The following is a 17,612-nucleotide window of genomic DNA, read 5'->3' on the forward strand; positions in this document are numbered from 1 at the left end:
AGTTATACAATATATAACAGAAAGGCGATTAAAAGTTGCAAATATAACCTAATTTAGACCAATTAAAAATAGTAAATCGTAAAAATTCCGTACCTCAACCTGCAAATTGCCCGGAATAACAAATGAAGAATTCAAGAGCTACTGGATTGAATGCTATATCACAGCTAATCAATCTCTAAGCAAACCTCAAAAAAATAAAATACAGTTAATATAAATAATAGCTCAAAAAAAGTTTTTATAATCGAAAAAGCGTCTTATATTTGCACTCGCAATCAGCAAATGATCGCAACATACTGGAGAAATGGCAGAGCGGTCGAATGCGGCAGTCTTGAAAACTGTTGACTGTAACAGGTCCGGGGGTTCGAATCCCTCTTTCTCCGCTGATTAATTATCAAAACCTTTAGATCTCACGATTTAAAGGTTTTTTTGTTTTTGGACATTAGTGTATCCCTGTTGACATAAATGTTCTGACAAATAATCGTAAACGCCTGTATTTACTGGGATTTCAAGAAAGATTAAAGGAGTATCTGTGCTATATTACAAGATCTCATAAGGAGATTTTTAGAGCAAAACTCTTTTAAATTCTATTTTTTCCATTTTCATTCCATAGTCAAAATACACATTAAATGTCAAAGCATTGTGTACCTATAGGTGTACCTATTTTTTTTAAGCAACTTTAAAGTAAAATAGGTACACTAATTTCAGGGAATTCCCGAGGAATTCCCTGAAAAAAAAGAAGACTCTCATAGTTTTTATTCAATTTTATTAACGAAAAACAATGAGTCATGGTAAAAGTAATTTTCTACATCAAAGCACAGAAAGCTAATAAGAATGGTGAAGCTCCAATCTTCGCACGTGTTAGCTTCAAAAAACGTGAGACTTCAATCTCAACCGGAAAATCAATCGAACTGGAACGCTGGGAAGAGACTAAAAAACTTAGAATTCTCTTAAAACAGGAAAAAGAAAAAGTCATAAAACAAAGATTGGACAATTTTCAATTAGCAATTGAAAAAAAATTCAATGAACTGTATAAAATAGATCCGGACGTATCACTTCTTCTTTTGAAAAAGGAATTGACTGGTAAAACAGAAACAAAAAAGAAATCCATGACAATATTGGAGGTAATGGAAAAGCATAATTTACATTTTAAAAAAAAGGTAGAAGCAGGAGATCGCTCTGCTGCTTCTTTGCAGAAATACGAAAGAGCAAAAGATCTCCTGAAAAATTATATGGAGAAACAGTATGGACTAAGTGACATGGATGCCACAGATGTTAACGGTGCATTTGTTCACAACCTTGAAAGTTTTTTAACTTATGATAGCGTTTACAAAGGACGCACAGGAATTAAAAACAATTCAGTAGTGAAATACATTAGATCGTATAAAACGGCTTGCAGTCATTGTTTTAAGCTTGATTTACTGGAGAAAAATCCTTTTAACATTTATGAAGGACGCCTTAATGTAAAAGATGCAATATTTTTGACTCAAGAAGAGCTAAATAAAATAGAAAGAAAAAGAATATCTTTCGAGAGACTTCAGCGTGTCAGAGATATATTTCTATTCTGTTGCTATACCGGTTATGCTCCCGTAGATGCAGCTAAGCTAACACAGGAGAATATCTTCAAAGGAAACAAGGGAGAATTATGGCTAATGACTACAAGAACCAAAACTGCCATCAGGGCAAATGTTCCCATATTACCACCAGTCCTAAAGGTCATTGAGAAATATAAAGGAATGCAGGACGCCCTTATTCCAAAAATCTCTAATCAAAAAATGAACGCATATCTTAAAGAACTTGCCGATATTTGCCAGGTCGATAAACACCTAACATGGTACGTAGCCAGGCATACTTTTGCAACAACAATCACCTTGGGTAATGGAGTGAGCCTAGAGAATGTATCTGCAATGATGGGACATACTAACATCAAACAAACTCAGCATTATGCCAAAGTATTGGATCACAATGTAATGAATGATATGCAGAAAGTCATGAAAATATATCAATAATTAATGTTTTTAAAAAGAAAAGGATTCTCTATTGAATCCTTTTCTTAACATTCATTATCACGTAATATTTTATCAATTTTAGTAGCCTCATATAAGAATATGTCGCCAAGTTTTGTGTAAGGGAGAATACCTGTCAATCTATACTTAACAATTGTATTACTAGACAAACCAAACATATTTTTTAAATCCTCATTTCGATAATACTTTGTAAGTGTCCTTCTGTGATTCTGCTTTAATTTAGAATCAATTACGTCCAATTTTGCTTCCAAAATTGCAAATAATTTCTCGAAAGCAACTATACTAGTACCAAGTTCCTCAACATCATTGCTTTTGTCTGACATAATTAAAATGTATTTAAACAAGGTTAACTGATCTGTAAAAAAAATCAACTACTTACTTGCAATTTTTAGTTTCCTTTCTTCTAAAATCGCCAACATTCTATCTAAAAATTTCAAATGCTTTTTCCTGTAAGTAAACCCTTTGGCTTCAGAAAATTGCTTGCTAATCATTTCTATAGGTGTTTGTAGACCAGCATCTCCTGAATAAGTAAAATTGTTCACTATAAATTCCTGCATCTTACTCCTGTTATTATCTTCGTCCCTCCTATCAAAAAACAAAATATTCTCACTCATCAATACATAGAAAAGCTGTGCCAAATCACTTTTGTTGTACCCTGAGCCACATTTAACAACTTTAAAGCTATTAGAAAAAGCCTTGTCATTTGGTCTAGTAAATAAACTGCTATTCAGTAACAACATTTCTATATTTTCAATTTTACTTCTCAATACGGTTATATCTGTTGTTACTTGTTCGAATGATTTCTGATCCATTTTCATCCTCTTTTATGTGCATTAATCTTCATTCTCTCTTCAATACAAATACTTGATTTACATAAAGTTTATATTAATCTGGGGCAATTCAGGTTCTATCTACTTTTTCTCAAATTCGAATGAAGTTTCTTTTCTTTCATTTAAGATGATATAGGCATTAAATTTTTTCCCCGATCTACTCTTCATTCCTCTGATTAAACCCGTCTTTCCTAGTTTTACTAAATTTTCAATTTCACTAAGATTTAAGTGCATTCCGCATATATTACGAAACTGAACCCAGTTGCAATTTTCATCAGGACATTTGACAAGTATATCCTTAATTAACAACGATTGCTTATTACATTTGGGACAATTTAAGTCCGGCCCTTTCTCCATTGCAACAGAAGTCTTAAGAAGCTCATGAGTTAAAGAAACCACGTAATCCTCAATACCTTTTTGAAATATTTCAAGCGGTAACTGATTACTTTCTATTTTTTGAAGTTCCATTTCCCACTGACCGGTCATCGCGACATCCGCTATCATCTTATCTTTAACAATGTCAAATATTTGCAAGCCTTTTGGGGTGGGTATAAGAAATTTTTCTTTTCTTTTGATGTAATCTCTGTCAAAAAGAGTTTCAATAATGGATGCTCTGGTAGCCGGAGTACCGATACCGGTATCCGATATCGCTTTTCTTGCTTCTTCCTCTTCTACCCTTTTCCCGGCGGATTCCATAGCAGCTAAAAGTCCTGCCTCTGTAAACAAGACAGGCGGACTGGTTTTCTTTTCTAAAAGATTACATACTTTTATTTTAATTTCATCTCCGGCTTTTAATGCTGGCAAATCCTCAATATACTGCTTATCCCCATCGAGAAAACAACCTTTTATACTGCGCCATCCCCTCTCCAGAATCTTAAATCCTTTACTGGAGAAGTGATAGTGCAACACCTGTAACACTATATCTGTTGTCTCTTTGATGCAGACCTGCGAAACAGATTCCAATAAACGTGACGCAATCAGATCATAGATAGCCTTTTCTCTGGCCGGTAATGCTGGTGGTAATTTATCAGTGATTAATAATCCATGATGATCCGTTACCTTAAGATCATTTACAATACGTTTGTTTAATTGCCCGGGCTTAAGATTCGCCACTGCTTCTTTGTGACTAACGCTCGTTTTCAGTATTCTAATAAGATTGGGAATCTCGCACCACAAGTCTTCCGGTATGTGTTTGCTTCCGGTTCTGGGATACGTAATGTATTTCTTCTCATACAGACTTTGAGCAATATTCAGGGTTTCTTCGGCTGAAAGATTTAATCTTATATTGGCTTCTTTTTGCAATGCAGTCAAATTAAACAGCAGTGGTGGTTGCTCGGTAATAGTTTTCGCTCCAATGGAGATCACTATGGCTGTCTTAGCTCTTTCGACCTCTTTAAGGGCTGTCTGAGCTTGTCCTTTGTCATTCCATTTAGTACCGGAAAGACTTTTGAAATGGATAGTATCCACTTGATGATGGAGCTGTAGTTCCAAGTAGGTCTGCACCTTAAAGTTTATATGCTCAAAATATCGCTCGCATATTATAGCTAGTGTAGGAGTTTGCACTCTGCCAAGAGAATAAATATCATTACCTGAAGCAATGCTTAAAGCTTGTGTAGCATTAATGCCTACCATCCAATCCGCACGACTTCTCCCTACTGCTGCCTTGTAAAGTCCTTCAAAATCTGTTCCCGGTTTCAGGTTCTCAAATCCTTGCTTAATCGCCTTCTCGGTTAGTGAACTTATCCAAAGCCGCTCAAAAGGTTTGGTACATTTGAGATAATCGTAAATGTATCGAAAGATGAGTTCTCCCTCACGTCCGGCATCAGTAGCCACTATGATACTATCTGAATGGTTAAAAACCTGTTCTATTACTTTTAACTGTTTTATTGCTCCTGCATCAGTACTATATTTTTTATCCTTTTTCACTTTTTTTTCCCTCAGCAGGAATGGTTTGGGTAAAACCGGCAGTGCCGTTTTACAAAAACCCCTAATACCATAATCTTCCGGCATAGCCAGTGCTACCAAATGTCCAAATGTCCAGGTAACAAAATAGCCGTTTCCTTTCATGTAGCCATCCATTTTTTCTGAGGCTCCCAACAAACTGGCGATTTCCCTTGCCACGCTGGGCTTCTCGGCTATAATTGCTTTCATATCTCACTATTTTTAACGGTTACATTTTTCGACCTTTACTCCTTGCAGGTTCGTTGGAATTTTCCGGATCTTCCTGCTGTTTTTTTCCTTTAGGCTCATCTTGTTCCGATCTGAGATTGGTTTTGTCCGCTTTAGTTGGTTTTTCCTGTTCATTGGTCTTATCCGGATGTTTAAAAGCGAAATCAGTTTTGCCAGTTTCTTTATTAAAGGTGATATAACCTTCATACTTTTTCCCATTCTTATCTTCGAGATTGTCTATATAAATCGTTTTCCCTGTTTTAAACTGATTGTACTGCTTATCACTTAGTTCAACTCCACGGAATGTTTTAGGCACCTCCTGCGATGGATCTTGCGGACTCTTCTGCATGTTTCCTTGTGTCTGTTCCTTAAAATTGCTTCTGTCAAAATGAAATTCCACATATCGCTTATCGGCATTAAACTGTACTGTGGCATCAAACGGTTCTCCTTTTCTGGAGATCATCCCCTCAAGGTAAAGGGGTTTGCCCTGCATCAAGGTTTGTTTTTGCTGTTCATCGAGCTTAATTCCTTTGATTTCTTCAGGCAGGTTTATTTTATCCGTGCGTAATGCTACTAACTCATTGGTTAATCTGTCTATGCTTATAATGGAAGGAATTTGCTCGTTTGTTTTAAGATTGGTAAGGTTTACCACACGTCCCATATTACCCGTTTTGAGTAAGTTATCTTTATCCTCCTGGCTAAATTCATGTCCAAAAAAGGGATAATTCAGTTGAGGTTCTTTACGTATACCATGAATGGCAACCACTACTTTTCCTTCATCATTGGTCTGTAGGGACAATCGGGCATCCAAACGCGTAATAGCAGTTCCTAAATTAAGGCTAATAGGAACCAATTCGTTGGTTTTATACCCCTTGAGCAATGGCTCCAATAATTCCATTTTTTCAAGTTTTTCTTTACTTAAACCAAAATTGTTCATCGTGTTCCAATCTATTTGGTCTGCCTGATAGCGGTATTGATTGTTTTCCGGTGGTGTTTCTGTAGTTTTCATAGTGTTTACATTTTCTTTGTTATCATTACTTTTTAGTTCTGTTTTAACCTCATACTTCTCCAATAGCTTTGCATTTTCGACTTCAGGGTTATGAATCTCCTTCTGCATTTTAGCCGCAATATCAACAGCCTGTTCTTTAGGTACTTTAAAGAATTTGAATCGGGTGGGATTTTGTAGCTGACGCATGAAATTGGAAAAGAAATTGGAAAAGACATCTCCTTGTCTATCTACTACCATAAATTGATTCTGATATCTTTTACTAACGGGAGCTGTTTTTAACTCTCTACTTTTTTCATCGATTCCTCTTACCGCCTCAATCTTCATTCTTTCTTTGTCCAATACCAGTAAAATGTCCATGAGTTGTTCTGGCGATATCTCTGGTATACGTTTGTCTTGTTCATTCATATTTTCCTTTTTTAAATTTCATGCTGTTAAACCCGGAATTCGTTATCCCGAAAATAGCTTTAACCCTAATGCGCACTAACTTTCAGTCGTTTACAGGCTTTATTTGCCCGAACTTGTCCTTATTTGTTTTTTCTAACCGGAACGGAAAAACCCTCCCTAATAAATGCGTTAACATCAGAGAGCTTATAATAAAGTTTGCCACTTATAGTATAATAAGGAAGTCTGCCAGAGGAGCGATAGCGCTGTAAGGAGCGTGAACTTACCTTTAACATCATATGAAGATCCTGGCTGTCTAATAGTTCCTCTCCATCCACTAAACTCCTTTGTTTCTGGGCAGATTCAAACTTCTCCCCAATCAGGTCAAAACGATTCATAATACGTTCCATCCAGGCTAAAAACTCTGTTCTGTCGATATTCATAGTCTTTCTTTTTAATCAATTAATACTCTTGCAATCGCTACGAGTTGAATTTCAAGACAACAACACACTGTGCATCAAAGTGTCTGTAACGATCTGTACAAAATTGACTATCGTAAAGAGTATTCGCCGCCAAGTCTTACCAATTGAAAATTGCTTTTTTTCAAAACTCTTAGGATTGTGCAATTCAATGATTAAAGGCATAATCCTAATTCAGTTAAAAAAAATACCCACAACTGCCAATGGGTAGTCATGGGTAATCTTAAAATGTCTTTAAGCTAATCACTATTTATAGATCTTTGTCCATGTATTGTTCTACTGAAGACTTGAGTTGATCTAAGAAAAGAGTTCGATTACCGCTGCGGTCTTTCATACGATGAAAAGCATGATGGATATCGCCTAGTTGTGTTTGAAACAAGAGTTGAAAAACCATGCTGATTTTACGAATTCCAATTTTACCGTGAGAAATCGCTCCTGAAATATAGAGTGCATAAATGAGTTCAATAAGTGCGTTTTTTGATTCAGTCCACGTTATATTTTCATCAGTTTTACTACTTGTTAAATTAGGCTTGTCAACTGGATTGATCTTTACTATTAAGTAATTATATAACAATTCATTTGCAATAATTCTGGAAACCTTGTAGTCGTAATAAGTTGAAAACTGTGTGTCCACTTCAAAAATGAAACTATTAAGTCCTGTATGAAGGTTAATTTTTCCCAACTGAAAAAAATCATGATCCCGGTCTGTTCTGCCCGAGCGGTAATACCTGTAAAAATCTGAATTTCGAATGTGTTCCTTGTATTCATTTTTTAATTGCTGTAATTCGCCGGAAAAATACTTATGGTACATCTTCCCGCTATGTACCGGACAAGAAGTTTCAATTCGATATATTTTATTGTAGTAGATCAATTTTCCCAGTATTTGAGGCTTGATAATTCTAAAAAACTCAATCTCTTCATTCTCATTTTTAAAATGATGACTGGTAACATACTTCTTCATGGAAGTTAATATATCCTGCAGGAAAATAGTCATGCGATAAGATTCGTCAATTACATGTGGGGATTCTAAACTAATTTCCTGTTCTTTTTTTAAGATGCGATAAAGCGCATCTTTATAATTGGACTGCGTCATAGAACAATATTTAAAAGAGTAGTTACCTAAACTTGTTTCTGTATAATTATCCTTTAGAAACTTAAAATGCTTATGGATTGTATTGTCGAGGTGATAAATTATTGTGATCCTATAAGTATCACAATTACAAGGTTAGTCGATAGTCGCTGGGAGAAAGGCGTGTATATTTTTTAAAGAAGTTACTAAATAGTGAAACACTGCCAAATTGCAATTCCTCACTTATTTTAGCAATGCTTAAATCTTTATTTTGTAGCAATATCTTTGATTCATTTATTATAGCATCTATAATAAATTCCTTAGCTGTTCTATGATAGGCTTCCTTTACTATTTTAGTGAGATTACCCGATGTCATACACAATATTTCTGCATAGAATTTTACCCCGTGCTCCTGTTTGTAGTTTAACTCCAAGGTTTTAAAAAAATGCAAAAGCATTTTCTCCTTTACCGTCTGAACCGAATGAGGTTCTTTGTGGAGACTGTAGTAATTCTCTGCAAGTACATAGAGCAATAAGTTAAAGGTTAGTATAATTTTCTCTTCTTTAAAAATGAGTTTATCGTATTGTTTTACTTTACGAAATAGCAACTTAAATAAATCAATCAGATCTGGAAAATCCTTGTGTTTAATTAAGACCTTAAAGGGGTATTTAACAACATTCAACTCAAAGTACCCTGCATGTAGTTTCCTTAAACTATTTTTATGTACAAAATTGGAAGTGAAGGATAAGAAATAGATTTGCGAAAGCTCTGTCACTTCTATAATCTGACAGGAAGATTCCAATGGTATTGTAACTGATTCTCGAACCAATAAATGAACTTCTTTATCATTTATAACTAGTTTAATAGCTCCTGATTTAACGAGTATAATTGAAAAATAGTTTTCATCAAATAAGCTATTCATCGAAAATTCTCTATACGAACTTTCAATGGCATGAAGCTTTAACCCATGCAGCTGTATTGATTTTGTATTTATCAAGATGATCTACTCTTTACAGATTTTTAGCTTGAACCGGGATGTTCCTTAGAAGACAATACCTTAACCATTAAAAAAACAAACACATACAGTAGATTACATGCAGTGGTTCCCAAGAACAGAAATGCAAAATCTCTCGGATTACTTCTATACATCTTCAAGTGATCATTGACACCATAAGCGATTATTTCATCATAGTCCAATAAGTCTATGATGAAATAAAAGCCAATAAAATTGAAAAGGATTAACAGTATGCTCGATACCCATACAATTTCATTTTCAATACCAAATAATCGCTCCATCATCGCGACATAACATTTTTGTTTAGTGCAATCCTGGATACTAGAGAGGTGGTTACAGCGGTATATGGACTAATGATTGCTCCCTTAACAGCTCCCACAAAGTTTCCTGTAGATTTAGACCAATCTTTGTCCCCTCTTTTTCTCATATTATAGGACCAATGTCTTATTAATGTCGAAGTAAGGAGTAAAACTCTTTTGTCGAAGTTGTTGAACTTAGTATTTTCAATTACAGAAGCTTCAAAGGAAACTATATAGTTATAGATATATTCATATTCCTTATTTTCTAATAGTTGAACTTCATCAATAAAATTTTTCAGCTCTGTTTTAGCTGTCGAAGACAACGAGGACCCCGTAATAACTTCTTCTAGTTTTGCCGCGGGATTTTTTAGAATTTGTTCAATTTCTTCTGCACTAACATCTGTTGTGGTATAGCCTTGATTAAGCAACATTAAATCGGTATTTGTTAATGCTATATCATTTATACGTTGCCGGATTTTTGTAATCGTAGTATCATTTTCTGTATTTATCAAATGGTAGGCATTAAAAATGTCTATATAGGCCTTTCCGGCTGGATCATATGGATTAACAGGATTATGGGGCATGGAAACCATACTTGTTGAGCCTGGTTCTGTAACCACAGGTGTTTCTTTTGTAATTTCTTCCGAGTTGCAGGAAATTATTCCTGATGACAAAACAATTAATAATAGTACAATCTTTTTCATAATTTAATTTTTTTAATATTAGAACTTCTTCAGCTTTTATTTCTCTTTGAAAAGAAGCAAAGCTTTAATTTCTAAGAGCTGAATTCAGAGTAAAACTAGAATACTGACTTTCGCATTGCAACACTAATGCTATTGTTTTCTAAAAAAAGTGATCCTTTTTTTTCAAAAATCCACACCCTATTTCAATCAAAAAACCAACTTATTATCAATTGTTTACATTATATTTAATCCCTATTTCCCACAAAAAAAATTTCCTTATTTTTTTTGTAACATAATCAATATTTAAATACTCATTTTTATTATAAAATAGTACTTATCCCTCTCAAGCCTATGAATAAAAAATATACATTGATTTGCTCTCTTGGTATGGGAGGTCAAATTTGCGCGCAGGAGATTGAGCGAAAAAATCCCGATACATTGCAACTTAAAAACTACGATTATCTTTATGAGCAGATTGATAATTTTGAAAAAGATACCCAAAAACAGTCTTTATATCTAAGCGCTTTTTTATCTAAAGCGAAAGCTGAAAAAAATCATGAAGAAATCTTAAATGGGTACAAAAACTATCTTTATGCTGTCCCTGATAATTTTAAGCTGATTTATGCCGATAGTATGATATATAGTGCCAAAAAATCGGGCGATAAGGCTTTGATTGGTTCTGCTTATCTAACCAAAGGAATTATCTACTATAGTGAAAAGAAACTAAGGCGTGCCCTGGACAACTACATCATTGCTAATAACTATATTTCCAAAACTAACGATCAGTATTTAATCTATAAAGTAAAATTTAATATTGCTAGCATAAAATATTATTTAGGCTTCTACCACGAAGCCATTTCATTATTTAAAGAGTGTATTACTTATTTCGAGTATAATAACACTGCGGGCTATCTCAATTCTCTGCATTCTCTGGGGCTTTGTTATACCAAAATTGGCAATTTTGGTCAATGCTCTGCTATAAATGAAAAAGGACTTAAAGAAGGAAAAAGACTCAAAAATAATGAAGTGGAGCCTTTCTTTATGCACTCTGAAGGTATCAATCAATATTTTAAAAAGAATTACGCAACGGCAATTAAAAACATATTAGGAGCTTTACCTGCAATACGAAAAAACGGCGATTTTGCTAATGAAGCTGTCGGTTACTTTTATCTTGGTAAAAGCTACTGGGACTTAAAAAATACACAAGCTGCTATTATGTATTTTAAAAAAGTGGATGATATTTTCGCTGCCAAAAAGTACATACGCCCGGATCTAAGAGAAAATTACGAAATGTTAATTAGTTATTACAAAGCGGAAAATAATTCAAAATTACAGCTTTATTATGTGCGAAGGCTTTTAAAAGCTGATAGTTTACTCGACAGGAAGTATGTGTACTTGTCGGGAAAAATACATAAGGAATACGATACAAAGCAGCTGTTACTGGAAAAACAGAATATCGAAAGTTCCCTTGAGAAAAGGAAACACAATGATTATATACTTGTAAGTGTGATTGCCGTTTTATTCTTATCCCTGTTATCGCTAGCATATCGATTTACCAGAAACAAAAAACTCTATAAAAGAAAGTTTGAAGAGTTAATGAAAAAAGAAACTAAATCAAATGAGAAAGATTTACCTATAGGAATAAAAGATATCCATCCTGAAACGGTTACTTCTATATTGAAACAGTTAGAAAAATTTGAAAAGAATAAAAAATTCTTAGAAAAAGACTTGACATCCATAAAGCTTGCAGTTGCATTTAATTCCAATGCCAACTACCTTTCTAAAGTCATCTACCATTCAAGAGGGAAAAAATTTGTCGACTATATTAACGACTTAAAAGTTGATCATCTCATCGTTTTACTGAAAGAAAACACAAAAATGAGAAACTATACTAATAAAGCGCTAGCCCAGGAGGTTGGTTTTAGCAGTACTCAAAGGTTTGCTAACGCCTTTTACTCTAGAACCGGAATGCCAACTTCTTATTTTATAAAAGAACTACAAAAAGAACACACTGAAACTGAACTGGACGATAATTTAACTTTCAGGAGTTAGAATTCTCGATTCTTACAAAGAACATTCATTTATTCTAAATTGCAATCTTTTTATTAGACAATCAATCTTCACCCCTACTTTTTGAATAATACTAAAAGTACAAAAAGACAATGTTGTTTTCACATTGCTTTTTTGTATTTCAAGGTATTGATAGAATATTATGAGTTTTTAAAACCTTATTTAATAAACATTAAAAAAAACGCTATCATTAACGATAGTACGAGGTAAGCTATCTATACTTGGTTCAAGATAATATTCAACAACTACATTATTAAACCTGTTCCTTGTTAATAACAGCCCATTTTTCCTACTAAGATAAATATGAATTGAGCTATTTTCCCCATCACATAAGTATTTTTCAATGTCTATCCCATTTATTTTTTTTCTGGAAATAAACTCTAGTTTCGTTCTATTTAATAGTATTGAATCCTTGAAAAACACTAATCTGTCATCTCCTTCTCTTAGTTTATCATAATTGTACTTATAATGCAAACTATCTGATGCCCCATATTGGTTAGCAACTGTTTTATCAGAATATTTTTGCCCACCATTTAGCCTGTAGAAAATTACTTTTCCATCATAGTCTAATTTGAAGTTTGATTTATTCTGACTGCAGAATACTAATGTTAACAGTAACCCAAAAAATATAAAACTCTTTTTCATTTTAAATTACAGATATTCCTTGAAAATATTTAATCGTTATTTTTTTAAATTGTAAGTCATATTTCAATGCTGTATTCTCATTCTGGATTTTAAGAAAATTATTCTTTTCTGTCAAATATTCAAAATAAGAAATAAAACCCTTCTCATGTCTTATCGTTGCTGCTTTCAATGCAATTCCTGCATTTTCTAATGCGCTTAGGGAAGAATTGTATTGCTGTAAGGTTCTTTTATATTCGATACAGGATTTATATATTTCCTGTTTTAATTTCTGCCTATTTTCCTGGTCGATAATCTTGGCTTTTTCTACACTTATTTTAGCACTTCTAATAGCATCTCTTGAAGAAAAATTATTAAAAACAGGAATATTAAGTCCTAATCCAAAAGAATGGGATAGGTTATTATTGAACTGTTTTCCCAGTGAAATTAATTGTCTTTCCCCTGAAGCTAAAACCTCATAATATGAAGAAGAATAATTTGTACCTGATGAAAAATATAAACTTAATTGAGGTAGTTCTTTCGCTTTAGCTAATTGGATATCTTTTTCTGCTACTTGCAAATTGTAGGTACTACTTTTAATCGAATGCATAAAGGTTAATGCACTTTTGTAAATAGCCTCAGGATCTATTTCTTCGACTGATAAAAATAAGTTTTCATTTAAATTAGCAATAGGTACAATTTTTTGTTGCAAATCAATATTTAGTATAACCTTGAGATCAATTAAAGATTGCTCATAGTTTAGCAGTGCCTCCAAGTATATTCCTTTGTCATTGTAAAATTGTGTTTTCGCTTGGGAAAGCTCTAGAATATTACTTCTCCCTGCAACAGTTAGTTTTTCTATTCTGATTTGGTTTTCAGTACTTACCTCAATTTGATACAATACATTGGTAATTTGTTCTTGGGCTAGCAAAGCTCTGAGGTAGGCAGTCGCAACATTAAGTACAAGATCATTTTTTAATTGTTCCATACTCTCTTGCGCAATTTTATATTTTAGTTCATTACTCTGTATAGCATACTTTTTTTGAAACCACCCAAAAAGCAATACACTTGATCCGGCAGATAATCCTAAAGAGGAAAATTTTGTATTTTCAAATTGGTTGGTTGTCGGATCTATTGAGCGTCCAAAACTAGTTCCATAATTCGAAGATAGATTTAAACTGGGAATATGACTGTATTTACTGGATTGATAAATCATATTTGCGGCTCTGGCATCCAGTTCATCCAGTTTAATCGACAAATTGTTTATTTGAGCATGTTCGATACATTTGGACAGAGTCCAGATAGAATCTTGTGCATGAGCCTGAAATAATGCCCCAAAAGTAGACAGAGCTAACAGTATTAATATCCTTTTCAAGAGGTGGTTAAATTTTAATTAAGTGATGTATTATTTGAGTGTTTTCATAGTTGAATAAGTGAAGATTATTTTTTTATCTGCTTTATAACATCATAATACAAACTCTCAGCCAGTCGCATATCTTTTGTAACAATTTCAGACTGCGCTGTAAGCCCTTCGATAAAAGGAATATCTTTATTATAATTTGTCTTTAGGTGCTTTGGAAGTATTACTTTAACCAAATAATAGCCGCTATCGGCAGGAATTGGACTAATGTACTCTACTTTGCCCTCTACCTTCCCATATTCGTGAGAAGGGTAAGCATTAAATTTCAGGAATACTTTTTGTCCCTCTTTTACTTTTCCAAAATTCCCCTGAGGCACAAGACTTTCAACATAGATTTCACTATTTTCAGGAATGATATACGCTAGTATTTTACCAGCTTGCACTATTTGGTTTTCCTGTAAAAAGGAAGTAAAAACTAACTTTCCTTTTTCAGTCGCGATCAAAAGATATCTATTTTTCCAATCATCTATTTTGCTTTTAAGATTATAAACTACTTGCTGAAATAAAGCTTGTTGCGAAACAATTTCCTTATCCAATTCCACGATCTCCTTTTGAATTCCGTTTAACTCTGATGAGTTATTTATATAACTGGATTTCATTTGTGGTTCGGACATTTTTTTTCCAATATTTTGGCTTGTTAATTCTCTAAACTCTTGTTCGGATATAATTTTTTCCTGTACTAATAACTTATTCTTTTCAAGCGTAGTTAAGTTTAACTGCAAATCTGCATCATACAATTCCTTTTGCTCATTTAGTACTTTTCGTGACTGATTAATAATATTTAAGTCTTTATTTAGTAGACTTTTCTTTTTGTTCGAGTAATCTCCTAAAACATAATCACGGTAAGGGATATAAGCTTGCATAAATGTTTGATAGTCGCCTTGTAATTCTCCTAAATGGCTAAAATCTCTCTTCATAAGAATCTTCATATTTTGAGGGTTTTGCTCTTGTAAAAGTGCATAAATCTCATCAATAAATTTTGAGAATTGTAACACCTCTTCTACTTGTGCAGTTGATTCAAGGCTGCCAATAATGTCACCTTTATTTACTAATGAACCGTTTTTTTTATCCAATGAAATTAATCTGGCAACTTGTTTTGCCATAATAGGCTTGGGTGCATTACTACCCGTCAATTTTGCTTTTGAGGAAACTGTTTCCGGATATTGAATAAACCATGTTAAAACTCCAATAAAAAATAAAATTCCAAAAGTAATTGGAGTTCCATATCTACTTAATGCATTAGGTTTGATGTTGTCCATTTCTGTATAATTAATTGCCTAATTCTAATTGATTTTTCACGAGTTCAAAATATTTGCCTTGTAGAGCGGTTAGTTTTGAGTGTGTTCCTTCTTCAACAATTTTGCCTTGTTCAAGTACTACAATTTTGTCAGCATTTTTAACTGTGCTTAATCGATGAGCCACAACTACGACGGTTCTTCCCTTAAAAAAAGACTCTAGGTTTTCAAGAATTACCTTTTCATTATTAGCATCAAGTGAATTGGTCGCTTCATCAAATAGTAAAATATCAGGATTTTTATACACTGCTCTGGCTATTAGAATTCTTTGTTTTTGTCCTGCGCTAATACCATTTCCTTCCATTCCAATCTTGGTAAGAAAGCCCAAAGGCATTGTCTCAATAAAAGGCAGGATATTTGCCACAGTAGCAGCATATTCTAAACGGGCTCTGTCTGGTTCTTCCACCCCTACGGCTATATTACCGCTTACGGTCTCACTGAATATATAACCATCCTGCATTACACTTCCAATTCTGGATCTCCAGTGTTCAGGAATAATCATCTTTAACTCCTGATTTTTAGATGCTAATTCATTTTCAAAGGTTAGTGGTAGCTCATTTTGCGCTTCAAAAATCCTAATATTCCCCTTGTATTTATCGTCATAGAATTTTTGTAGAATTTTCAAAATTGTTGTTTTTCCACTTCCACTCATCCCTACAATAGCTGTGACTTTACCTGCTGGAATCTCTAAATCAATGTTTTTTAATACTTGTTCATCTTCGCCGGAATAATAACCAAATGTTAAGTTTTTGATTGATATACCAATTTGTGCATTTTCTGATTTTAAACCTGAAACAGGTCCTTCAGGTTCATCTTCTTCGCGGTGTATTTCATTTAACCGTTCTAATGCAATATTTGCATCCTGAAATTCCTGAATAAAACTGATGAATTGCTGGATAGGACTATTTAGCGCTCCCAGAATATATTGAATAGCTAACATCGCACCAAGGGTCAAATCACCTTTAATGACTGAGGTAGCTACTATACCGGTAACCAGCAAATTTTTTCCCTCATTAATGAACAAAGCCCCTGCACTTTGCGCCTGACTAAGAGAAAGGTTTTTGAAACCAATACTAAAAAGTCCCCTTTGCATGTTTTCCCATTTCCATCGAAAGGGTTTCTCTGCATTGTGCATTTTTATTTCCTGCATACCTTGCACCATTTCCAAGGTTGCACTATTTTCTCTGGATGCCAATGCAAATTGCCTGTAATTAAGCATTCGTCTCTGTTTTAAGAATAAGGTGACCCAAAGAATATAAAGTGCACTTCCAATGGCAAATATTAAGAATACCTGAAAACTATATAGTAGCATAACAAATGAATAAACTATTAAATTCATTAGTGAGAAAAGAATATTGATGCTATTCCCGGTAAGGAACCTCTCTATTTTATGCTGATCACCTATCCGCTGCATGATATCACCAGTCTGCTTGGTATCAAAATAAGAAATTGGCAAACTCATTAATTTTTTCCAAAAATCGGTAAGTAAAGAAAGATTAATCCGTGTACTAATAAACAGGAGCAGTCCTTGTCTGGAAAATTCTACTATTGCTCGTCCCAACATTAATACGAATTGTGCAATAAGGACAATATATATAAAATTAATATCTTGTGTATTTATACCTTTATCGACAATACTTTGTGTTAGAAATGGGATCATTAGCTGAAGGATACTCGCAACCAATAAACCCATGATAATTTGAAAAAGGTATCCTTTATGTTGAAATAAATAACCTGATAATTTACTCCATGAAAGTTTCTTATTTCCTTGCTTTTCATAGCCCGATTCGTCTTCATTCTTATTGAAGTCAAGTGATGGTTCTAGAAGCAAAGTAATCCCTTTATGTTGTGTTTCACCTAACCACATTTGCTTAAACGCTTCGCCATCAATAGTCAAAAGACCATCTGTAGCGGGATCTGCAACTAAAAAATTCCATTTTTTTGTACTGGATTTTGTATTGGTTATTTTATGCAACACCACAAAATGGCTATTTTTCCAATGTAGTATACAGGGCAGAGGAATGTCTTTTAAATCTTCAATGCAAGCTTTAACTCCCAATGTATTAAAGCCTATTTGCTCAGCAGCATTGCTAATGTAATACATATTAACGCCTTGCTTACCTGTTTCACAGATTCGTCTTAATTTATTTATGCTGTACTCTTTTCCATATTGCTTTGCTATCATCCTTAAACAGGTAGCACCACAATCCATTTTGTCCATTTGTTTATAAAAAACGTATTTCAATTT

The 17,612-nt window shown here is 33.7% G+C and carries 15 protein-coding genes and 1 tRNA gene; 3 read left to right on the top strand and 13 right to left on the bottom strand.

What is annotated here, in order from left to right:
* The first annotated feature begins 295 nt into the window (after nt 1-295).
* Both G3A47_RS01205 and G3A47_RS01210 read left to right on the top strand, forming a co-directional pair.
* Nucleotides 296-380, top strand: a tRNA-Ser gene (locus G3A47_RS01205).
* Between the two features lie 405 nt (nt 381-785).
* Nucleotides 786-2,006: a site-specific integrase gene (locus G3A47_RS01210; protein ID WP_166919641.1), complete on the top strand. Its 1,221-nt coding sequence runs from the start codon at nt 786-788 to the stop codon at nt 2,004-2,006.
* Between the two features lie 44 nt (nt 2,007-2,050).
* On the opposite strand, the gene G3A47_RS01215 is transcribed toward G3A47_RS01210, so the two are convergent.
* The 9 genes from G3A47_RS01215 to G3A47_RS01255 form a co-directional block, all read right to left on the bottom strand.
* The gene (locus G3A47_RS01215; protein ID WP_166919643.1) at nt 2,051-2,347 is read right to left on the bottom strand and encodes a MerR family transcriptional regulator; all 297 of its coding nucleotides are present in this window, start codon (nt 2,345-2,347) and stop codon (nt 2,051-2,053) included.
* Nucleotides 2,348-2,395: 48 nt separating this feature from the next.
* Complete coding sequence (locus G3A47_RS01220; protein ID WP_166919645.1) at nt 2,396-2,836, bottom strand: hypothetical protein; 441 nt, start codon at nt 2,834-2,836, stop codon at nt 2,396-2,398.
* A 99-nt stretch (nt 2,837-2,935) separates the two neighbouring features.
* Nucleotides 2,936-5,005 (bottom strand): type IA DNA topoisomerase, encoded by a 2,070-nt coding sequence (locus G3A47_RS01225; protein ID WP_166919647.1) that lies wholly within the window; start codon nt 5,003-5,005, stop codon nt 2,936-2,938.
* Nucleotides 5,006-5,024: 19 nt separating this feature from the next.
* Entirely contained in the window at nt 5,025-6,437 is a 1,413-nt protein-coding gene (locus tag G3A47_RS01230) for a DUF4099 domain-containing protein (RefSeq protein ID WP_166919649.1), read from the bottom strand.
* Nucleotides 6,438-6,556: 119 nt separating this feature from the next.
* The gene (locus tag G3A47_RS01235; protein ID WP_166919651.1) at nt 6,557-6,856 is read right to left on the bottom strand and encodes a helix-turn-helix domain-containing protein; all 300 of its coding nucleotides are present in this window, start codon (nt 6,854-6,856) and stop codon (nt 6,557-6,559) included.
* Nucleotides 6,857-7,142: 286 nt separating this feature from the next.
* Nucleotides 7,143-7,985 carry an RteC domain-containing protein gene (locus tag G3A47_RS01240; RefSeq protein ID WP_166919653.1) on the bottom strand — a complete coding sequence of 281 codons (843 nt, stop codon included), beginning with the start codon at nt 7,983-7,985 and terminating at the stop codon, nt 7,143-7,145.
* Nucleotides 7,986-8,109: 124 nt separating this feature from the next.
* Entirely contained in the window at nt 8,110-8,958 is an 849-nt protein-coding gene (locus G3A47_RS01245; protein ID WP_166919655.1) for a helix-turn-helix domain-containing protein, read from the bottom strand.
* Nucleotides 8,959-8,981: 23 nt separating this feature from the next.
* On the bottom strand, nt 8,982-9,260 hold the full coding sequence (locus G3A47_RS01250; protein ID WP_166919657.1) for a hypothetical protein: 279 nt from the start codon (nt 9,258-9,260) through the stop codon (nt 8,982-8,984).
* Nucleotides 9,257-9,979 carry a hypothetical protein gene (locus G3A47_RS01255; protein ID WP_166919659.1) on the bottom strand — a complete coding sequence of 241 codons (723 nt, stop codon included), beginning with the start codon at nt 9,977-9,979 and terminating at the stop codon, nt 9,257-9,259. The genes G3A47_RS01250 and G3A47_RS01255 overlap by 4 nt, the downstream gene beginning before the upstream one ends.
* A 330-nt stretch (nt 9,980-10,309) precedes the next feature.
* On the opposite strand from G3A47_RS01255, the gene G3A47_RS01260 reads away from it, so the two are divergent.
* The gene (locus tag G3A47_RS01260; RefSeq protein WP_166919661.1) at nt 10,310-12,010 is read left to right on the top strand and encodes an AraC family transcriptional regulator; all 1,701 of its coding nucleotides are present in this window, start codon (nt 10,310-10,312) and stop codon (nt 12,008-12,010) included.
* A 180-nt stretch (nt 12,011-12,190) separates the two neighbouring features.
* On the opposite strand, the gene G3A47_RS01265 is transcribed toward G3A47_RS01260, so the two are convergent.
* The 4 genes from G3A47_RS01265 to G3A47_RS01280 all read right to left on the bottom strand — a co-directional run bounded on the left by G3A47_RS01265 (nt 12,191) and on the right by G3A47_RS01280 (nt 17,609).
* Complete coding sequence (locus tag G3A47_RS01265) at nt 12,191-12,673, bottom strand: hypothetical protein (protein ID WP_166919662.1); 483 nt, start codon at nt 12,671-12,673, stop codon at nt 12,191-12,193.
* A 1-nt stretch (nt 12,674) separates the two neighbouring features.
* Nucleotides 12,675-14,024: a TolC family protein gene (locus G3A47_RS01270; protein WP_166919664.1), complete on the bottom strand. Its 1,350-nt coding sequence runs from the start codon at nt 14,022-14,024 to the stop codon at nt 12,675-12,677.
* Between the two features lie 65 nt (nt 14,025-14,089).
* The gene (locus G3A47_RS01275; protein WP_166919666.1) at nt 14,090-15,328 is read right to left on the bottom strand and encodes an HlyD family efflux transporter periplasmic adaptor subunit; all 1,239 of its coding nucleotides are present in this window, start codon (nt 15,326-15,328) and stop codon (nt 14,090-14,092) included.
* Nucleotides 15,329-15,338: 10 nt separating this feature from the next.
* The gene (locus G3A47_RS01280) at nt 15,339-17,609 is read right to left on the bottom strand and encodes a peptidase domain-containing ABC transporter (protein WP_166919668.1); all 2,271 of its coding nucleotides are present in this window, start codon (nt 17,607-17,609) and stop codon (nt 15,339-15,341) included.
* Nucleotides 17,610-17,612: the final 3 nt, after the last annotated feature.

Origin of the sequence: Flavobacterium poyangense (genome assembly GCF_011751075.1) — a bacterium.
Classification (GTDB): domain Bacteria; phylum Bacteroidota; class Bacteroidia; order Flavobacteriales; family Flavobacteriaceae; genus Flavobacterium; species Flavobacterium poyangense.

What these genes read in the sequence shown, in the direction of transcription:
- G3A47_RS01210 (WP_166919641.1), top strand. Translation starts at nt 786, where the DNA reads ATGGTAAAAGTAATTTTCTACATCAAAGCACAGAAAGCTAATAAGAAT.
- G3A47_RS01215 (WP_166919643.1), bottom strand. Translation starts at nt 2,347, where the DNA reads ATGTCAGACAAAAGCAATGATGTTGAGGAACTTGGTACTAGTATAGTT.
- G3A47_RS01225 (WP_166919647.1), bottom strand. Translation starts at nt 5,005, where the DNA reads ATGAAAGCAATTATAGCCGAGAAGCCCAGCGTGGCAAGGGAAATCGCC.
- G3A47_RS01240 (WP_166919653.1), bottom strand. Translation starts at nt 7,985, where the DNA reads ATGACGCAGTCCAATTATAAAGATGCGCTTTATCGCATCTTAAAAAAA.
- G3A47_RS01255 (WP_166919659.1), bottom strand. Translation starts at nt 9,979, where the DNA reads ATGAAAAAGATTGTACTATTATTAATTGTTTTGTCATCAGGAATAATT.
- G3A47_RS01260 (WP_166919661.1), top strand. Translation starts at nt 10,310, where the DNA reads ATGAATAAAAAATATACATTGATTTGCTCTCTTGGTATGGGAGGTCAA.
- G3A47_RS01265 (WP_166919662.1), bottom strand. Translation starts at nt 12,673, where the DNA reads ATGAAAAAGAGTTTTATATTTTTTGGGTTACTGTTAACATTAGTATTC.
- G3A47_RS01230 (WP_166919649.1), bottom strand. Translation starts at nt 6,437, where the DNA reads ATGAATGAACAAGACAAACGTATACCAGAGATATCGCCAGAACAACTC.
- G3A47_RS01235 (WP_166919651.1), bottom strand. Translation starts at nt 6,856, where the DNA reads ATGAATATCGACAGAACAGAGTTTTTAGCCTGGATGGAACGTATTATG.
- G3A47_RS01250 (WP_166919657.1), bottom strand. Translation starts at nt 9,260, where the DNA reads ATGATGGAGCGATTATTTGGTATTGAAAATGAAATTGTATGGGTATCG.
- G3A47_RS01220 (WP_166919645.1), bottom strand. Translation starts at nt 2,836, where the DNA reads ATGGATCAGAAATCATTCGAACAAGTAACAACAGATATAACCGTATTG.
- G3A47_RS01275 (WP_166919666.1), bottom strand. Translation starts at nt 15,328, where the DNA reads ATGGACAACATCAAACCTAATGCATTAAGTAGATATGGAACTCCAATT.